At 58.0% G+C, this 17862-nt stretch carries 19 protein-coding genes and 1 pseudogene; 14 read left to right on the top strand and 6 right to left on the bottom strand.

Features of this window, described 5'->3' with window-relative positions:
- The first annotated feature begins 451 nt into the window (after positions 1-451).
- The 3 genes from KGB25_RS29075 (at position 452) to KGB25_RS29065 (ending at position 2581) form a co-directional block, all read left to right on the top strand.
- On the top strand, positions 452-1729 hold the full coding sequence (locus KGB25_RS29075) for a flavohemoglobin expression-modulating QEGLA motif protein (RefSeq protein WP_223437809.1): 1278 nt from the start codon (positions 452-454) through the stop codon (positions 1727-1729).
- Positions 1730-1941: 212 nt separating this feature from the next.
- The gene (locus KGB25_RS29070) at positions 1942-2232 is read left to right on the top strand and encodes a hypothetical protein (RefSeq protein WP_008035503.1); all 291 of its coding nucleotides are present in this window, start codon (positions 1942-1944) and stop codon (positions 2230-2232) included.
- 187 nt (positions 2233-2419) lie between these two features.
- On the top strand, positions 2420-2581 hold the full coding sequence (locus KGB25_RS29065; protein ID WP_008037782.1) for a DUF2986 domain-containing protein: 162 nt from the start codon (positions 2420-2422) through the stop codon (positions 2579-2581).
- An 8-nt stretch (positions 2582-2589) separates the two neighbouring features.
- On the opposite strand, the gene KGB25_RS29060 is transcribed toward KGB25_RS29065, so the two are convergent.
- On the bottom strand, positions 2590-5487 hold the full coding sequence (locus tag KGB25_RS29060) for an EAL domain-containing protein (protein WP_223437807.1): 2898 nt from the start codon (positions 5485-5487) through the stop codon (positions 2590-2592).
- A 220-nt stretch (positions 5488-5707) separates the two neighbouring features.
- On the opposite strand from KGB25_RS29060, the gene KGB25_RS29055 reads away from it, so the two are divergent.
- Complete coding sequence (locus KGB25_RS29055) at positions 5708-6220, top strand: GNAT family N-acetyltransferase (RefSeq protein WP_223437805.1); 513 nt, start codon at positions 5708-5710, stop codon at positions 6218-6220.
- A gap of 389 nt (positions 6221-6609) precedes the next feature.
- Here the strand turns inward: KGB25_RS29055 and KGB25_RS29050 are convergent, their stop codons facing one another.
- The gene (locus tag KGB25_RS29050) at positions 6610-6951 is read right to left on the bottom strand and encodes a hypothetical protein (protein ID WP_008037788.1); all 342 of its coding nucleotides are present in this window, start codon (positions 6949-6951) and stop codon (positions 6610-6612) included.
- Between the two features lie 209 nt (positions 6952-7160).
- Between KGB25_RS29050 and KGB25_RS29045 the strand changes: the two genes are divergently transcribed.
- From KGB25_RS29045 to KGB25_RS29030, 4 genes are all read left to right on the top strand, one after another.
- The gene (locus tag KGB25_RS29045; RefSeq protein WP_223437803.1) at positions 7161-7397 is read left to right on the top strand and encodes a hypothetical protein; all 237 of its coding nucleotides are present in this window, start codon (positions 7161-7163) and stop codon (positions 7395-7397) included.
- 154 nt (positions 7398-7551) lie between these two features.
- Complete coding sequence (locus KGB25_RS29040; protein ID WP_192228828.1) at positions 7552-7770, top strand: DUF4287 domain-containing protein; 219 nt, start codon at positions 7552-7554, stop codon at positions 7768-7770.
- A gap of 159 nt (positions 7771-7929) precedes the next feature.
- On the top strand, positions 7930-8559 hold the full coding sequence (locus KGB25_RS29035) for a LysE family translocator (protein WP_223437801.1): 630 nt from the start codon (positions 7930-7932) through the stop codon (positions 8557-8559).
- Between the two features lie 113 nt (positions 8560-8672).
- On the top strand, positions 8673-9209 hold the full coding sequence (locus tag KGB25_RS29030; RefSeq protein WP_223437799.1) for an AAA family ATPase: 537 nt from the start codon (positions 8673-8675) through the stop codon (positions 9207-9209).
- 174 nt (positions 9210-9383) lie between these two features.
- On the opposite strand, the gene KGB25_RS29025 is transcribed toward KGB25_RS29030, so the two are convergent.
- Positions 9384-9959 carry a TetR/AcrR family transcriptional regulator gene (locus KGB25_RS29025; protein WP_008035516.1) on the bottom strand — a complete coding sequence of 192 codons (576 nt, stop codon included), beginning with the start codon at positions 9957-9959 and terminating at the stop codon, positions 9384-9386.
- A 146-nt stretch (positions 9960-10105) separates the two neighbouring features.
- Between KGB25_RS29025 and KGB25_RS29020 the strand changes: the two genes are divergently transcribed.
- The 4 genes from KGB25_RS29020 to KGB25_RS29005 all read left to right on the top strand — a co-directional run bounded on the left by KGB25_RS29020 (position 10106) and on the right by KGB25_RS29005 (position 14059).
- Entirely contained in the window at positions 10106-11206 is a 1101-nt protein-coding gene (locus KGB25_RS29020; protein WP_223437798.1) for an alkene reductase, read from the top strand.
- Between the two features lie 71 nt (positions 11207-11277).
- A complete protein-coding gene (locus KGB25_RS29015) occupies positions 11278-12066 on the top strand; it encodes an SDR family NAD(P)-dependent oxidoreductase (protein ID WP_008035520.1) in 789 nt (262 codons plus the stop codon).
- Between the two features lie 47 nt (positions 12067-12113).
- Positions 12114-12983, top strand: a complete 870-nt coding sequence (locus tag KGB25_RS29010) for an alpha/beta fold hydrolase (RefSeq protein WP_207286718.1) — start codon at positions 12114-12116, stop codon at positions 12981-12983.
- 77 nt (positions 12984-13060) lie between these two features.
- Positions 13061-14059: an NADP-dependent oxidoreductase gene (locus tag KGB25_RS29005; protein ID WP_223437796.1), complete on the top strand. Its 999-nt coding sequence runs from the start codon at positions 13061-13063 to the stop codon at positions 14057-14059.
- Between the two features lie 291 nt (positions 14060-14350).
- Here KGB25_RS29005 and KGB25_RS29000 read toward each other — a convergent pair.
- Positions 14351-14731: pseudogene (locus tag KGB25_RS29000) on the bottom strand (tetratricopeptide repeat protein); the annotation flags it as partial.
- A 190-nt stretch (positions 14732-14921) separates the two neighbouring features.
- On the opposite strand from KGB25_RS29000, the gene KGB25_RS28995 reads away from it, so the two are divergent.
- A complete protein-coding gene (locus KGB25_RS28995) occupies positions 14922-15320 on the top strand; it encodes a hypothetical protein (RefSeq protein WP_223437794.1) in 399 nt (132 codons plus the stop codon).
- 156 nt (positions 15321-15476) lie between these two features.
- On the opposite strand, the gene KGB25_RS28990 is transcribed toward KGB25_RS28995, so the two are convergent.
- Positions 15477-16331 (bottom strand): LysR family transcriptional regulator, encoded by an 855-nt coding sequence (locus tag KGB25_RS28990; RefSeq protein WP_223437792.1) that lies wholly within the window; start codon positions 16329-16331, stop codon positions 15477-15479.
- A 96-nt stretch (positions 16332-16427) separates the two neighbouring features.
- On the opposite strand from KGB25_RS28990, the gene KGB25_RS28985 reads away from it, so the two are divergent.
- Positions 16428-17069, top strand: coding sequence for an FMN-dependent NADH-azoreductase (locus KGB25_RS28985; RefSeq protein WP_223437790.1), 642 nt, complete (start codon positions 16428-16430; stop codon positions 17067-17069).
- 331 nt (positions 17070-17400) lie between these two features.
- Here KGB25_RS28985 and KGB25_RS28980 read toward each other — a convergent pair.
- The coding region (locus KGB25_RS28980) for a hypothetical protein (protein ID WP_223437788.1) at positions 17401-17862 on the bottom strand (462 nt) is incomplete at its 5' end.

Raw genomic sequence — 17862 nt, 5'->3', positions numbered from 1 at the left:
GTGATGCTGATAATCTTGTTGACTATCAGTCTGACTCCACAAGCACCCACACGAATTGCTTGATTCAGTTGTTAAAGAGCGGTTGGTTAAGATCTTTCGTCTCAACCGAGGCGCGCATTCTACAGCGCCCTTCATCAAACTGCAACCTTAAAAGTTGATGATTTTTCTTAACCAAATCAACAACTTAAACCAGAACCAGCAGCGAACTGCTCGTTAGCGGGAGGCGAATAGTACAGTATTAAAATACGTGGTCAACCCCCGAGCGAAAATTCTTTTTCCACACCAAAGATCCCTGGCTGCCACCGTCAGCCCTGGCCCGATAATCGTCTTATATAGAAGCAGGAAGGTTCCGTCGCCCGTGAACAACAGGAGGCCTCCTGATCGGTTACAACGCACCGCATCGGAACGACTAAGCTTTTTCGAATGAACCTCGTCTTTCAAGGGTGACTCCATGAGCAGCGCCCCCCTGTCCGAACTCGATGCCGCTCTACCCGGTCTGGCTCGCAAGATCCGCGTACTGAATGCCCTGTCCTGGCCGGATGGCGTCGAGGAAGTTTTCCTGGCGCATTGGCGTAACGGGAAAGCCGAATTGCCCAGAGTCGAATTGTGCCCCCGCGATCACAGTGCCGACATCGCCGCTCTGGAAGCCTTTATAGGACGCTGCGATCAGGGGCACCCCGCCGGGCACTATCTCGCCATGACTGCGCGCAGTTATGCCACGGCCGGACGCATGCTGGGGGCGATTGGCACTCCCGCCTTCACTCAATACTCATCCGCGCTGTACCGACGCCCGGATTTCTATTATCCGAGCCAGAAACTCAGCATGCTGGACGCGGCCAATTTTTTTCTCACCACCACCGACGCCCTATTGGGTGGCGCCCGGATTCCACCGACTCAGGCTGAGATCCCGGCCGAGGTGTTCGCCGCCTGGATGCAGCCGGAACTGGACCGTTTCTTCGGCGAGGGCCGGGTCACGGTCGTGCTCGACCCGACGCTGGCTGCCAAGGCAATCGCCGGGGCAAGCCGTATACGCCTGCGTACCGGTGCCCTGTTCTCTGAACTGGACAAGAATCAGTTATTGCAGCATGAGGCCTTCGTGCATGTTGCTACCGCACAAAATGGCGCGCTCCAGCCCAACCTCAAAAGCCTGGGTTTGGGGGCTCCACGCACGACCCAAACCCAGGAAGGCATTGCCACCCTGGCAGAACTGTTCACTGGCAGCATGGACATCAACCGCCTGCGCCGCCTGGCCCTGCGCGTGCTCGCGGTCCAGCAGGCGCTGGACGGCGCCGATTTCATACAGGTATTCGAGGGGTTTCTCGCCGCAGGCCAGTCACAAGAGGAGTCCTTCCGCTCAACCCAGCGGGTCTTCCGTGGCGCCGACCTGCGTGGTGGCTCGGCGTTTACCAAGGATGCCGCTTACCTGACGGGTTTGTTGGGCGTCCATACCCTGTTGCGCATCGCGATCCGCGACAATCGACCGGAACTGGTGGGGCATTTGTTTGCCGGACGCCTCAGTCTGGCCGATACCGTACGCCTGGCGCCTCTATTTGAATCTGGCTGGCTCCAGGGCCCCACTCATCTACCGGCCTGGGCCTGCGATTTACGTCTGCTCGCCGCCAACCTGGCCTTCTCTGCTTTTATTGCCCAGATAAAATTGGATGTGCTCGATCTGGAGGTGCTCATGACATTTGCAGACGAACACGAACACGATGCCAGCGCCCAGTGATCATGGGCACCTGCCAATTGACTCGATTGAGTTTCACGGAAATATCCTGACCACGGCGCAGCAATCGGCCAGAAGCGGCCGGTGGTCGTTGCATTTCGCCAGTCGCCGGCGTGTGGCTAAGCTTAATTAATCGGGGTGAATTGAGACCTGAGAGATAGCGGCCATCAGCGAATCTGGACAGGCATCAAGACGGCGCCCCATAGGAGACGACTATGTATGCGGTGATAAGAACCTACTTGGGTACTGGAGCAAAGCAGCTTTTCGAGCTTTTGGAAGAGCGCAAGACCGACGTTGAAGCAACCCTGCGGACAGTACCGGGCCTCGTAAGCTACACGCTGCTGAATACGGGTGATGGTGGTACGTCGGTAACGGTTTGCACGGACAAGGCCGGCAGCGATGCGAGCTTGAAAGTGGCAAGCGAGTGGATCAAGAAAAATGCATCAAGTATCCACGCGTCCCCGCCGATCGTAACGGAAGGTCCGGTCATCGTGCAGATCAAATAACGCGCCCTTGCGATTGATCTCGCGACACGGTCGCTGTCGCGGGGTTTGTATGCTTGCCTGGCGCAAATGTGATCGTCCGCAAACCATCAGATCGGGTTTGATTGCGGTGCAAGCCCCTGCCTCACCCCTAGGCTTCTTACGCAAACCTCTGCCATCATTCAGGCATTCACAAGCCGAGTAGAAATACATGAATCGTCAGAAAAAAATAAAGCAGCTATTAAAGGCTCACGCCAAAAAGGCCAGTGCCAAACTGGCACCGCAAAACAAGTCTAAATACATCAGCAAAGCTGACCGATTGAAACTGGCCGCTGAATCCGCTCAAGACGCAATCACGCCCTCTGAGGGCTGATCCCGCCCCTAACGAACCATCAACGAACTCGCCAACAACGCCTCCAACCCCATCGGCTTCGCAAAATAATAACCCTGCGCCTGCCCTGCGCCCATTTCGCGTAGCAAGACCAGCGTCGCTTCATCCTCGACACCTTCGGCCACAACGCTGAGGTCCAGCGATTCGGCCATCCGCACAATCGCCCGGACGATCGCGCGACTGCGAGGGCTGGTGGTCAGTTCGAGGATGAACGATTTGTCGATCTTCAAACCGCTGAAGCGGTACTGATGCACGTAGCTCAGGGATGAAAACCCGGCACCGAAGTCATCGAGCACCACCGACATGCCGTTGTCGGCCAATTGCTGCATGGTCAGTCGGGCAATCGCCGGCTCCGCCACCAGTGCACCTTCGGTCAACTCCAGGCAGATCCGCGAGGGCTCGACCCCGTATCGCGCCAACAGCGCAAGCACATCATTGGCAAAGTCCGGGCGCGTCATGCTGTAGCTGGAGCAATTGACGTGCACCGCAGGCCAATTGGCGTGTTCGGGTTGTGCGAGGATCGCGGCGATGCTGGTCAGCATGTACAGGTCCAGTCGACCAATCAGGCGCAAACCCTCGACATCCGGCAGAAACTCGCCCGGCGCGATCACCCGGCCGCCCGGCTGATGCCAGCGGATCAGTGCTTCAAGGGCCAACAGTTCGCCGCTTTCGACACTGACTATCGGCTGGAAATACGGCAACAGTTCGTCAGTACGTTTGAGCGCGTTGCGCAAGGCCCCTTCCCGTTCAACCTGGTCCGAGACTTCACGGCGCACTTCCTGATTGAACACTGCGTAGCTGTCGCGCCCGGCACTCTTGACCCGGTACATCGCCGCATCGGCATCGCGCAGCAAGTCGGCGGGTTCCTGATGGAACTGACTGTCGGCGCTGACAATACCGATACTGCAGGACGAAAACACTTCATAGCCGTTGATCAGGAACGGCAAGTCAAACGCCACCAGAATCCGTTCGGCGATGTCGATTACCACCTCCAGCGGCGCCTCGGGAGCCAGCACGGAAAACTCATCGCCCCCCAGGCGCGCGAGCATGTCGCTGTCGCGCAGACAACCACGCAAACGGTGGGCGGCCTGCATCAATAGCAGGTCGCCAAAATGGTGGCCGAGGCTGTCATTGACCATCTTGAAACGGTCGAGGTCGATGAACATCACTGCCAGGTGCCCGCCTTCGCTGCCGAACTGCGACCAGGCCAGATTGAGGCGCTGTTGCAGGTAGGTACGATTCGGTAGCCCGGTCAGCGCATCGTGGGAGTTTTCGTGTTGCAACTTGGCATTGGCGTGATCGAGCTCGCGGGTGCGGTTCTGCACCCGGGCTTCCAGCTTGAGGTTGGCGGCATGGATCGCTTCGGCGGCCGTGCGGCGCGACAACGCGGTGTCGATGTGCCGGGAGACGAACGTCAGCAGTTCCTGGTCGCGCAGGGTATAGCGCACTTGCGAGGTATAGCTTTGCACCGCGAGTACGCCACGCACCACATCGCCATCGAACAATGGAATGCCCAGCCAGGAGTAGGATCGGAAGTACGCTTCGGCCAGTTCGATGTCGCCGTGCGCAGACAATCGCTCAGCTTCGTCGGCATCAATCAGGCAAGGTCGACGCTGACGGATAACGTACTCGGTCAAGCCCCGGCGCCCTCGCCGTGCCACCGGGCAGGCCGTCTGCCGCTCATCGACATAATACGGAAAGGTCACTTCAGTGGTCGCGTCGTCGAACAGCGCAATATAGAAGTTCCGCGCGAACAGCAGATCACCGACGATGCCATGCAAGGTTTGAAACAATTCAGCCATGTCGCCAGGCCGACTGGAGAGTTCAGCGATCTGGAACAGCGCGCTCTGCAGATGTTCGGCGCGCTCTCGCTCTGCCACTTCCTGCCTCAAGGCGTCGTTGAGCGCCGAGAGCTCCAGGGTACGACGCATCACCGTCGCTTCCAGATCCTCGCGGTGCAGAATCCGGTCCAGCGCCATGGCCACGTGGCGGGCCACCACCAGAAACAACGCGCGGTCCTCGGCGCTGTAGGTACGAGAAACGTCGTAGACCTGCATCGCCAGCATGCCAAACACCTCGTCCGAGGCATTTTTCAACGGGGCGCCCATCCAGAATTCGGGACGATCACCCACGCAGTAAAAACGGTCTTCGGCCTGAGCCGCGAGAATGCCGGCGGCGTCGATCAGCAACGGCTGGCCGCTGGTCAATACCTGGCCGGTCAACGAAAGATGCGAAGGGTCAAGGTATTCGTAATGCGAGGACTCCACGGCATCAACGTCAATGATGTCGACGTAATACGGGTAGTCGATCTTGCCGCTGTGCGGGTCATACAGCGCGAGATAGAAGTTCTCGGCGTCGATCAGGCTCGCCAGTAACTGGTGAACTCCCACCAGGAACACTGACCGGTCGCGGGTCGAACTGGCCAGGTAGGTAATTTCATACAGCACACGCTGAGTAATCTGCGCGCGGGCCAGGGTATTGGTCTGCACCTGAAGGCCCAGGCGCTGGGCAAAACCGGCGAGCGCCGGTTCTTCGGCCTCGGCGATTGGCGCAAGCAGCCAACCCAGCACACTTTCGCCGCTGCCGGTCGGCCAGCGGTGCAAGTGCCGGGTCTGGCAAAAGGCATCGAACTGTTCATTCGCAACACTTGACGGCCACTGCGCCTGAGGGTCGCCCTGCCCGACCAAATGCATCTGTTCACCGGCACGGTAAACGACCCACGCGGTGGTGTGCGTCCAGTTGCGCGCCGAGTTCAGTAAGTGTTCGATCGTATCCTCGTTGCCAGCGCAGGTCATGCCGACAGTATCCGAATTCCCTTTAAGCTCAGAGGCGACAATATCGCAATCGTTCGATTGCCGCGGGAAGTCGGTCAAAGGACGAAAACTCATCAACGCTCCCTGAGCCAGAAACTGGCAATACTCACTTACTGGATACTAGCAATGCGCCAGTGAGCTTCCCGTTTATAGAGTTTTTATTCAATAGGTTTTTTCGAATTGTGAGTTGCTTCCTCAACAGGTCATTCTGTATCGGCGCCAACTCGGCAAACGACTGACAAGTGTGCCTCTGCACCCTTATCCAAGTAGTTCCACCAGGAAAAGGAGCGTCCTTATGGAGACCGTCACAATTCGTACCCTGCAAAACACTGATGCTGAGGCATTGCTGACGTTTGAAAGGGACAATCGCGAGTGGTTCGAGCGCCACATTGAGCCACGCGGTGCTGCTTTCTATTCGGTGCAGGGTGTCACCGAGCACATTGCAGCCTATTTATCTGATTATGCCGCCGGCACCTGGCACCCCTTTGTCATCGTAAACGCTTGGGGGGAAATAGTGGGCCGAGCGAACCTGAAAGACATCGACACGTCCGCGCGGTCGGCAGAAGTCGGCTATCGGATCGCTCAAAGTGCTTGCGCAAAAGGACTGGCAACGCGGGCGGTGAGGCATTTGATCGAGCAAGCGCAGTTGCGTTGGGATCTTAATCAACTGGTTGCCAACGTTTACGTCGACAATATCGGCTCGGCAAAAGTGCTCGAACGCTGCGGCTTTGTGATTGAACAGACATCTCTGCAAGCAGGCGCAAATCAGGAGTATCGGTTTGGCCTTTCGATTCATTCGAGTGAATGAAGGGTCAATAAGAGTCCCGGAAACGTCTCAAGATTCAGGCCGCGAGGCGAACTAACGCTCGACCTAGTTGTTTGAGGGTGTATGCGTTCCCCTGTAGGAGCCGGCTTGCTGGCGATGGACTCAAGTACCCCGCGTTTAACCGGCTCTTACGCGTTATCGTTAACGACTATCGCCAGCAAGCCGGCTCCTACAGGTTTTGCGCTTATCCCAAATCCAGTTCAGCTAAACGACGTCGAATTTGCGGGAACTAGTATTTCGCCGTTCTTGTTTCTGTCCCCGGGATTTCGTGTAGAACAAAAAAAGCCCCGCAACCAAATGGGCTGCGGGGTAAAAAATTGGTTGGTTGCGGCCAACCAAAGGAGCTCTGTAGAAAGCGTTACGGGCCGGGGTCAGATGCAGTCCTGTGCGGCGCGTTCAAAACTTGAAGGCAGCAGGTTCGAAGCCAGCAAGTGCCGCTCGTAGATGAACACCTTGCCGCCATTCCCGGCCTTGTAGGCTTCCAGCACGTTGTCTGCCGAGACTTTGCTCGGCACCACGATCCGGTAGCTGCGCTGGGTTTGCGAGACGGTCGGGTTCAACGCATGGCTCTGCAATTTCGGTACGACGCAATCGGCGTATTGGGCTGGGGTCTTGCTGGTCTGCAAGGTCAGGGTCGGGTCGTTCGGCGCGGAGGCGCAACCGGCGAGCAACAAAGAGCCAATAGCCATGGCGGGTACAAATAAAGAGCGCATCGGTCTTATCCAGAAAATAAAAGCTTCGGTTTATCCAGCAGCGGGACTGCGTCGCTGTGCGTGTTCGTTGGAGGTGATTTTCCGCCTATAACCAACAAAGCAGAACTTGTGTTTCGTAATGGTCACTATTACCTCTAGCAATAGTTGCGCGCCGTGCAGATGGGTACACACTCTGAATCACCACTAAAAAAATCGATGAGGACCTATCCTTGAGAACTTTTGACCTGATCCGCGATGCCGTTTTGCCCGACTTCCGCGACCGGGTGGCCGAGTACCTGACTCAGTACGAAACCGTATTGTTGGGCGAACACGCGCCCGACCCGGAACTTGTGCGGGCCACTGCCAATCAGTTGCGCGGTTACTTGCGCGGGTTGAACACCACGCGAGTGCTTGGCATGGCGGACTGGGAGGAACTGGATCGGCGGGTGGTGAATACGTGGCTTTAGTGCCGCACGCCTCGACCGGCGGATCGGCATCCATCGAATGACTTTCTATACTGCTGTCGAATCCGGAAAGACGCAGGATTTGCCGTCATCGTAGTCGTGGTTCTCTCTGGGTAATGTCTCCCGATAGTTCTCAAGCAAAAAAGGAGTTTGCGTCATGACCGACGATCCAAAAGTAAAAGGACCAGCGTCGTACTTTCCCTCTATTGAAAAAAAGTATGGGCAGCCAATCACCCACTGGCTAACCCTGCTCAAGACAGTCAACGGCAAGAAGCACATGGAGATGGTTGCGTTGCTCAAAACTGAACACGGCATGGGCCATGGCCATGCCAACGCGTTGGTTGCGTACTTTTTAGCGAGCACTAAAACCGACTGACGAGACTGATGTAGCACAGGGCGCTCGATGCACCCGCTTGCGGCTCAAGCCAACCGGGCGCCATACACCTGACTGTTGCTATCAAATCCACCTCCACTGTATCTGCTTCAACCCAATGACTACGGTTAGCCTTGTTTCTCATCCAGGGGAGTTTGCGCTATGCCGGACGCCACCAACCTTTACCTGTTCACTGTCGCCGCCCTGCTGTTGCTGATCGTGCCTGGCCCGAACATGGCCTTCGTCACCAGCCATGCCGTTGCCCATGGCTGGCGTGCCGGTTTCGCCGCCGCATTGGGAATAACCCTGGCCGACGTGCTGATGACCGCCATGGTCAGCGCGGGGCTCGGTGCGTTGGTGATGAGTTGGGCGCCGGCATTTGATTTGCTGCGGTGGGCCGGGGCTTGCTATCTGATGTGGCTGGCGTGGAAGGCATTGAGCACTCCACCAGCGGACGCGGATGCTCAACCTGCATTGGCATCGCGGCGCAAGATCTTCATCCGGGCGACCCTCAACAGCCTGTTGAATCCCAAGGCGCTGTTGTTCTACATGGTATTCCTGCCGCAATTCGTCACCCTGGGAACCAGCAGCGTCACGGTGCAACTGATGGTATTAGGTGTGTTGCTTGCGCTGATCGCTTTGATCTTTCATTCCCTGCTCAGCGTCTGTGCCGGACAGCTACATGGGCGTCTGCGTGGGGGCAAAATCTCCAGCCGCCTGGGTGCTTATGGCTTCGCTGTCGTAATGACGGCGCTGGCGGTACGTTTGCTGGTGCTGAACCGGACAGTCTGAAGCGGTCGCATCGAAATCGCTCAATAGTTGTCTCACTCGCCGAGGCCGCCTTTTACTGCGCCATCCAAAACCTGCACACTTGTCGGCTTTTTTCGCGACAGGAAGTCTCCCCCATGCAACGGATTGTCATTCTGGGCAATGCCGGTAGCGGCAAATCCACCCTCGCCCGCGCCCTCGGCAAGCGCCTGAACCTGCCCGTGGTGCACCTCGACACGCTGTTCTGGGAACCCGGCTGGGTCGAACCCGACGCCGAGCAGTTCCGCGCACGGGTCCGCAAAGCGCTCACACCAGAAGCCTGGATTTGTGAAGGCAACTATGCCCGGCGAACCTTCGACCTTCGCCTGCCCCGGACCGACCTGATCATCTGGCTCGATACCTCGCGGCTCACCTGTTTCACCCGGGTGATCAGGCGCAGCGTCATGAACCGCCCTCGCGCTGACCTTGCAGCAGGTTGTACAGAGAAGCTCGACCGGGCATTCCTGACCTTTCTCAACTTCGTGTGGAATTTCGATCGTGGCTACCGCCCAGGAATCGACGCGGTGCGCCTGGCCATCGGCCCGCACATTCCTGTGGTGCACTTGCGCGGTTCCCGGCAGATTCGCGCCTTTCTCGATAGCTTGGCTGCAACGCCTGAAATCTGCCTTGAATAGAGGGTGATTTTCGCTATTCCGGTAGTTGATCCGCGTACGCCCGGCAGGGGCTATGAGAGAAAACCTACGGCGACGAACGACTGGCTGCACAGCCAGTACGTGTCATCCAACGACGAAATGAAAGCGAGTCAGCACGTTTTGTGCGACATCCATCTATCCCCTCTACGACTGAATCTACGATTGAATGGATAATGATGCGGTCATTTGCGCGTGACACACCGCCAGAATTTCATCGGCCAGCGCCGAGTCGTCAGGACAGGCGCGCGATAACATGATCGCACCGACCGCACGCGCCAGCAGGTCGATCATTTTCACCCTCGCCTCCCCCGGCGCCGCATCCGGCCCGGTCGGGTATTTTTCGCCGAGCGTTTGCAGCGTGCGCTCGATGCCTTCAGCGAAAGCCGACTTCAAATCGCCCGACTGACGCGCCGCGTCACCGCACAACGCCGCCATGGTGCAACCCGTGGCGCGCCCGTCGCGATGATCCCTGGACACATACACATCGATGAAATCCTTCACGCTCAATGCTTCGGCGCCGACCAGTGACTGCGCAAGACTGTTGGCCGAGGCTTCGGCCATCAGGTCAGCCTTCGAACCGAAATGTTTGTAGAAACCGCCATGGGTGAAACCGGCGGCGCCCATCAGGTCGGCCACGCCTACACCGTCAAATCCGCGCTCGCGAAACACGACTGAGGCCGTTTTGACGATGTGCTCCCGATTTGCCTGAGCCTGGGCCTTGGACACTCGCATGTTCGATACCTCTCTACCGCTGAAATTCATCGGCCAATGATACATAGATGCCGATCATAATCAAAATCGTTGACAGCTTAGATTTCGATCATCATCCTAATCGCAAGCGATATGACCATTTACCAACGGGCACGGAACAAACACCCATGAGCGACCTGAATCTGTTTACCCCCTACACGCTTGGCGCCCTGACGCTGTCGAACCGCGTGGTTCTCGCTCCACTGACGCGCAATCGCGCGGGCAAAGGCTTTGTGCCGAGTGAGTTTGCTGCTGCCTATTACAGCCAGCGGGCAAGCGCGGGCTTGCTAATTTCAGAAGCCTCGCAGATCTCGCAGCAGGGACAGGGCTATCAGGATACCCCGGGCATTTACACGCAACCGCAGATAGAGGGATGGCGCAAGGTGACCGATGCCGTGCACGCCAAGGGCGGGAGAATTTTCCTGCAGCTGTGGCATGTGGGCCGTGTTTCCCACGTGGATCTGCAACAGCAAGGCGCGGCGCCGGTAGCCCCTTCAGCTCTTCGTCCCGCGACCAAGGTGTTCGTCAACAATCGCTTCGAGGACGTTTCCGAGCCGCGGGCGCTGGAGGCTGACGAACTGCCAGGCATCGTCAACGATTTCCGCCAAGCGGCGGCAAACGCCATTGCGGCAGGCTTCGACGGCGTGGAAATCCACGGTGCAAACGGCTATTTGCTGGATCAGTTCATCAAGGACGGCGCCAACCTTCGTACTGATGCCTACGGCGGCTCGATCGCAAACCGTGCGCGGCTGCTGTTGGAAGTGACGGCCGCGGTGGCAACCGAGATTGGTGCTGATCGCACGGGCATTCGCCTTTCGCCTGTCTCGCCGGCCAATGGTGTATCGAGCAGTGATCCACAGGCTCAGTTCGATTACATCGTCGACCAACTCAATGTTCTGGACATCGCTTATCTGCACGTCGTCGAAGGTGCCACCGGCGGGCCACGCGACGTGGCGCCCTTTGATTTCGACGCCTTGCGCCAGCGCTTCAAGAACACTTACATCGCCAACAACGGCTACGACCTGGACCTGGCCACGGCACGCCTTACGCATGACAAGGCCGACCTGATCGCCTTTGGCCGCCCTTTTATCGGCAACCCCGATCTGGTGGAGCGACTCAAGACCGGTGCGCCACTGTCCGCCTTCGACCCCTCCACGCTCTACGGCGGCGGTGCGGCGGGATACATCGACTACCCGACACTTGCCGAATCAAGCGCTGCCGCGAACTAGGCATTGGCTGATCGAGCCTGGTTTTATTCGTGCATCAATCCAATCCATATTCCTGATAAAGAGCTGACATCATGACTACTCGCCCTACCGTTCTCATCACTGGCGCTTCCACCGGCATCGGCGCGGTTTACGCCGAGCGTTTCGCCCAACGCGGGCATGATCTGGTGTTGGTCGCCCGCGACCAATCGCGCCTGGAAACGCTCGCCGCGAAGTTGCGTGGCGAACACAACGTCGCCATTGAAGTGCTTCAGGCCGACCTGACTCAACTCAGCGACCTGCACACCGTCGAAGCGCGCCTGCGGGATGACGCGCGCATCGGCATCCTCGTCAACAATGCCGGCGCCGCACAGTCCGGCAACTTCATCGAGCAAAGCACCGACAGCGTTGCGCAATTGGTGGCCCTCAACACCACCGCGCTGGTGCGGCTCGCCAGCGCCATCGCGCCGCGCCTGGCCAAAGCAGGTGAAGGCGCGATCATCAACATCGGTTCGGTTGTGGGTCTGGCGCCTGAGTTCGGCATGTCGGTCTATGGGGCGACCAAGGCGTTTGTGCTGTTCCTTTCCCAAGGCCTGAGCCTGGAACTTTCGCCTCTGGGTGTTTATGTGCAAGCCGTACTGCCCGCCGCCACCCGCACTGAGATTTGGGATCGCGCCGGTATCGACATCAACACCTTGAGCGAAATCATGGAAGTGGGTGATCTGGTCGATGCCGCACTGGTTGGCTTCGACCGTCGCGAGCCGGTGACCATTCCTCCGTTGCATGAAGGCGAGCGCTGGGATGCCCTGCAAACCGCGCGTCAGGGTCTTTTGTCGCAGATCAGGCAATCCGCCGTGGCGCAACGCTACTTGACTCAAGTCTGACCCATGTCGAGCAGGTCCGCCTCGCCCCGCAATCGGACGGAGTAAACATGACCCTTATAGCGACACGTAATCACCCGGGTTCGCAGTCGTCATTTATCAGCGCGGCGAACCAGTCGGTTCTGATTGGCGGGATACCCTTCGCCTATCGTGACCTGGGACCCAGGACGGAAGTCCCGCTGGTCATGCTCAACCATTGGGGGGCAGTGTTGGATAACTTTGACCCCAGGATCATCGACGGCCTGGCAAAAAACCGGCGTGTCATCACGACTGATTACCGCGGTATCGGTGGCTCGGGGGGCGCCGCGCCATTGACCGTCGGTGAGATGGCTGACGATGCAATCGGCCTGATTCGTGCGCTGGGTTTTGACAAGGTTGACCTGCTTGGCTTTTCACTCGGCGGCTTCGTCGCTCAAGACATCGCCCTGAAAGCCCCCGAACGAGTGCGCAGATTGATCCTCACCGGAACCGGACCGGCCGGTGGCACAGGCATCGACAGGGTCGGTTCGGTGACCTGGCCATTGATCATCAAAGGTTTGCTGACGCTGCGAGACCCCAAGTTCTACCTGTTCTTTACTACCACGGCCAACGGCCAACGTGCCGCGTCCGAGTATTTGCAACGTTTGAAAGAACGCCAGCAAAACCGGAGCAAAGGCCCGACACCCGGCGCATTTTTACGGCAGTTCAAAGCCATTACTGCGTGGGGCAAGCAAGCGCCGCAAGATCTCAGTCGCCTGCCGATGCTGACCCTGATAGCCAACGGGGACAACGACATCATGGTGCCCACCGTGAACTCGATTGATCTGGCAAAGCGAATCCCCAACGCGCAACTGATCATTTACCCGGATGCCGGGCACGGCAGCATTTTTCAGCACCATACCGATTTCGTGGCCAAGGCTTTGGCGTTCCTCGACTCCTGACAGCCTGCACATCTAATCGCATCAACGTTGTCGGGGCCGCGCCCCATTCTCATTCCACCAACAAGAGCAGCTGCAACATGAAGGCATTTTTTATCGACCGCTACGGCAAGCAGAACGGAATGATTGGCGAAGTGCCCGACCCTGCGGTCGGTGTGCATGACGTTCTGATCCAGGTGCATGCAACGAGCGTGAACCCGCTGGACTCGAAGATCAAAACGGGGGAGTTCAAACTGATCCTGCCCTATACATTTCCATTGGTATTGGGCAATGACCTGGCCGGAGTGGTCGTTCGCACGGGTTCTGCGGTGAAGCGATTCAAGCCAGGAGACGAAGTCTATGCACGTCCTCCAGAGGCACGGATCGGGACGTTTGCTGAACTGATCGCAGTGAACGAAAACGCGCTCGCGCTGAAACCCTCGAATCTCGACATGGCCGAAGCGGCTTCCATCCCCTTGGCCGTCTTGACGGCCTGGCAGGCGCTGATTGAGACCGCCCATGTGAAAAAAAACCAGAAGGTGTTGATTCATGCCGGATCCGGCGGTGTCGGCACGATTGCCATCCAGCTCGCCAAACACCTCGGCGCCTTCGTTGCGACCACCACCAGCACGGCGAATGTCGAATGGGTGAAAGCACTCGGGGCGGATGTGGTCATCGATTACAAACATCAGGATTTTGCAAACGAGTTACGCGATTTCGACGTGGTGTTGAACAGCCTCGGCGCCGATGTACTGAAGAAATCGATCAAGGTTCTCAAGCCTGGTGGACAACTCATTTCCCTTTCGGGGCCGCCGACCGCGCAATTTGCCCAAGAGCAAGGCTTGTCCTGGGTGCTGGGGCAAGTCATGCGCCTGCTGAGCAGCGGTATTCGCAGAAAAGCCCGCAAACATGGGGTGAGCTATGTATTTTTGTTTATGCGTGCCAACGGGATACAACTGCAAAAAATCACCTCGCTTATCGAGGCTGGCGTCATCAAACCGGTCATCGATCGTTCCTTCCCTTTTGAATCGACTGCAGAGGCGTTGCGGTACGTCGAGCAGGGCAGATCAAAAGGCAAAGTCACCGTAACAATCAAATAAGCGCACTACAAAAAATGTCAGTCGATAACGTACATGCCGCCAAGTATCAGACTCCAGCGCCTGAACCAGAGGAGCCGCCACCGCACAACAGACACACACAGGAGCAGTTGCAACCGGAAGTCGCACCTGTAGAAAAGCCTATGATCATTTGGCGTAGCTTGATGCTTGAGCAGTAACGAGAAAGGGGTCATGTCACTCTTCAATTGAAACAATGCTGACTTCGCCACGAGCTCGTGACGAATGGCAAGTTTGCAAAAGCGGACACTCAGAAACTCAACCGCGCACCAGGTAGGATTGGGCCTGCTGCCCCGCCTGGATCAATTCGAAGTTACGGTTACGCAACTCGACGTTGCGCCCAACCCGCATGTTCGAGCGCGCCGCCAAGGTTTCAGCCTGCTGGTACTGCCCCTGCTGAAGACGCAACACACCAAGGTAATGCAGTGTCGCGGAATTGTTCGGCTGGATATGCAGGGCACGCTCCAGCGTGGCGGCGGCCTGGTCCAGTTGGCCATTTTCATACTGCCGCGAGGCTGTTTCGATCAGGGTGGTTGATGCGCTGTTGCTTTGCGCGGGCGCTCTTCGCTCTGCAGCGACAGAACAAAACGACGCGACGCGACGACGCAGAACACCAGAATGCTTCACGCAGAGCAGAAAACGGCCAGAAGCGGGCATGTACAAAGCAAACTTCAAAAAGGGGTCGAACAGTGAGACCGCCGGCTATTTAAACAGCGCCGCCCTAGAACTTTTCCCTATTTACAGGTCTATGTGGACAGGCACATTCGCTCGGTAAGCGCTAACCCGCAGACTTCCCGCAGCCAGATGGCTACACATCAACATGTCAATTCAGAGGTTGTCTTCGCTCATGAAATTCCATGACCTACGGATGGTGCTCTTCGGCCTGTTCGCGTTCGCGGCAGTGGGCTCGGCATCAGCAACACAGATGAAGACCTCAACCCCTGTTTTCGCAACTGAAGTGGCGGCCGTTCAGGCGCCGGCCCAGGCTGCCGGCAGCCCTTGGCCGACCGTGGCCAGTATGGCCGGCAACCAGCCAGGGTCGTTGCTTGCCCATGATGACCGATACTGGCATGACGACCGTTGGCATGATCGTAGAGACAATTGGCGCCGAGACGACTGGCGTAGAGAACAGTGGCGTAGAGAGCAGGCCCGCCGGGATGCCGAACGCCATCGTTATTGGGAGCGTCACCAGGATCGGTCCATGCGGCACCGCTACGAGGACGATCGTCGCTACTATCGTCGCTAAATCCGCCTGTAACACCAGGCTGTAGAAATCAGGCTGAAAACCTCGACGAGGTACGAATCGGATATTCGCTCAGTGCTTCCCAAGTGAAGCCTGAGCGTCCGCAACCAATGAAGGTTATCGACCAAGCGCATTCAATACTGGCCTTTGAAATGACCGCTAAGCCCTGCGCGTGGAGCAATACTCCACGATGAGCTGAGTAACCGCCGCCACCATCGCCTGATCCGCTTCAGGCGAGGTAAACAGCCGAAACTCTGCATCCGGCAACTCCGGCAACCCTTGTTCAGCCCCAAGAACCACCAGCCCTTGCCCCAACTGACTGAGTGTCATGGGCGCAACCGCGAAGCCTGCAAGCGCCGCCGCCCGCAACCCGGCGGTGCTGCTGCATAACATCGCGGTGCGTTGGGCGATCCCCGCCTGAGCCAGTCGCTTCAACGCAACCTCGCGATAAGGGCACGGCTCGGGGAACAGGGCCAGCGGCAACGGCGTCGGTAACCGGGTGACGGGTTGCGCCGACCAGGCCCACACCAGCGGCTCTTGCCACAACAACTTCCCCGCATCGCTGGTTTCGCACAGTGAGCCGATGACCAACTCCAGATGCCCTTGCTTCATCAGCGCCAGCAACGTGCCGGGAATGCTCACCTGCACGTCGATCTCCATCCCTGGGTACTGCGCCGCGAAATCCTGAAAAGCACGCAGTAGTCGAGATTCGACAAAGTCCTCGGACACCCCGATCCGCAGCCGCCCGTGAAATGGCGTACGTGTCAGTTCCGCCCAGGCATCACGGTTCAGCACAAGGATCGTGCGCGCATAAGAGAGCAAGCGCTCGCCATCGGGCGTCAGTTGCTGGGAACGGGTGGTACGCGTCAACAGGGGTTTACCAATCTGTTCTTCCAATCGCCGCACATGGCCGCTCACCGCAGACTGAGTCAGGTGCAGCTTTTGCGCTGCACGGCTGAAGCCTTCTTCGTCGACCACAGCGACAAATGTTTTGAGTAGCAGCGAATCGAACATAGTTTTATACGTGATTAATCGACTAGTAATTTACGATTTATATTTCAAATATAACTATGTTGCAATGCCTCCCTACCCCACCACTCGAGGCGTGCCATGACTACCCTGCTCCATATCGAATGCTCCCCACGCAAGCAGCGCTCGGCGTCCCTTGAAGTCGCCCGCAGCTTCATTGCGCGTTATCGAGAAAACACTCCGGACACCGACATCATCACCCTCGACCTCTGGAACATGGCGTTGCCGGAATTTGATGAGCTGGCAATGGAAGCCAAATACGCAGGACTCAACGGCACTACCTTGAGCCCGGCGCAACAAGAGGCCTGGAACACCTTGAAGGATCTGGCTGCGCACCTGCATCGCGCGGATGTACTCGTGATGTCCGTACCGCTTTGGAATTTCAGCATCCCGTACAAGCTCAAACACTTCATCGACCTGGTATCGCAGAAAGACATCCTGTTCAGCTTCGATCCGGAACGCGGCCTGGAAGGCATGCTGCACAACAAAATCGCCGTAGTGGCATACGCCCGAGGCCTGGATTTTTCGGCGCAGTCGATCACGCCGGCGGAACGCTTCGACTTCCAGAAGCCCTACGTGGAAGCCTGGCTGCAATTCATCGGCGTGACCGATGTGCATTCGGTGATTGTGGAGAAGACCATCCTGGGGGAAGACGTTGATCTTGGCGCGCGTGAGGCTGCGACTCAGCAGGCCAGAGGATTGGCAGATACTCTTTGTCGCTGACGGGTATTTATAAGGTACGGGCGCCCACTCAGGCATGTGAGCCAGAGGCAGTTTTCGACCCATGCTGCCGATGAAGGCCGGCAGAAATCGGTCAAAAAAAATCGCAAGCCCCGTGACACTTCAGGGCTTGCGACTTATTGCCAATACGTCCTTCAAACTCTCGGACGTTTGCTGCGGGAATGCCTGCCGTGTTCATTGCAGAACGTGCAGGCCTAGTTTTGTACCTCAACCGCGTCGATATCCGGCGCGTCTGGGGCGTCCGGGGCGTCCGCCACATCCTCTCTGGCGGCCCTCGCCTCGGCTTTGGCAGCCTCTCTGGCTGCGTTTGCCTCTACCTTGGCAGCGTCCCTCGCCGCATCTGCAGCAGCCCGGGCGGCATCTCTGGCCGCATCGGCTTCTGCTTTGGCGGCGTCCCTGGCTGCGTCGGCAGCGGCCCGAGCTGCATCTCTGGCTGCATCTGCGCCCGGTATGCCAGCAGCTTTTGCAGCGTCCCTGGCTGCATCCGCCTCGGCTCTGGCGGCGTCTCTGGCTGCATTTGCAGTAGCCCTTGCAGCATCCCGGGCTGCATCTGCATCAGCTCTGGCAGCATCTCTGGCTGCATTTGCATCGTTTCTGGCAGCGTCCCTGGCTGCATCTGCGGCATCGTTGTCATGCGCGTTGCCTGAGCCTCTGTTCCCGGCAACACCACCATGACCGTCACCGTCATGGCCTGTTGCACCATGACCACCACCATCTCCATGGCCGATGCCACCGTGACCACTGCCTCCGGAGCCTCCACTGCCGGAACCACCCC

The organism is Pseudomonas sp. BF-RE-21, from assembly GCF_019947305.1.
Taxonomy (GTDB): domain Bacteria; phylum Pseudomonadota; class Gammaproteobacteria; order Pseudomonadales; family Pseudomonadaceae; genus Aquipseudomonas; species Aquipseudomonas migulae.
The sequence above is the reverse complement of the archived record's forward strand: the minus strand, read 5'-3'. Positions and strand labels throughout refer to the sequence as shown.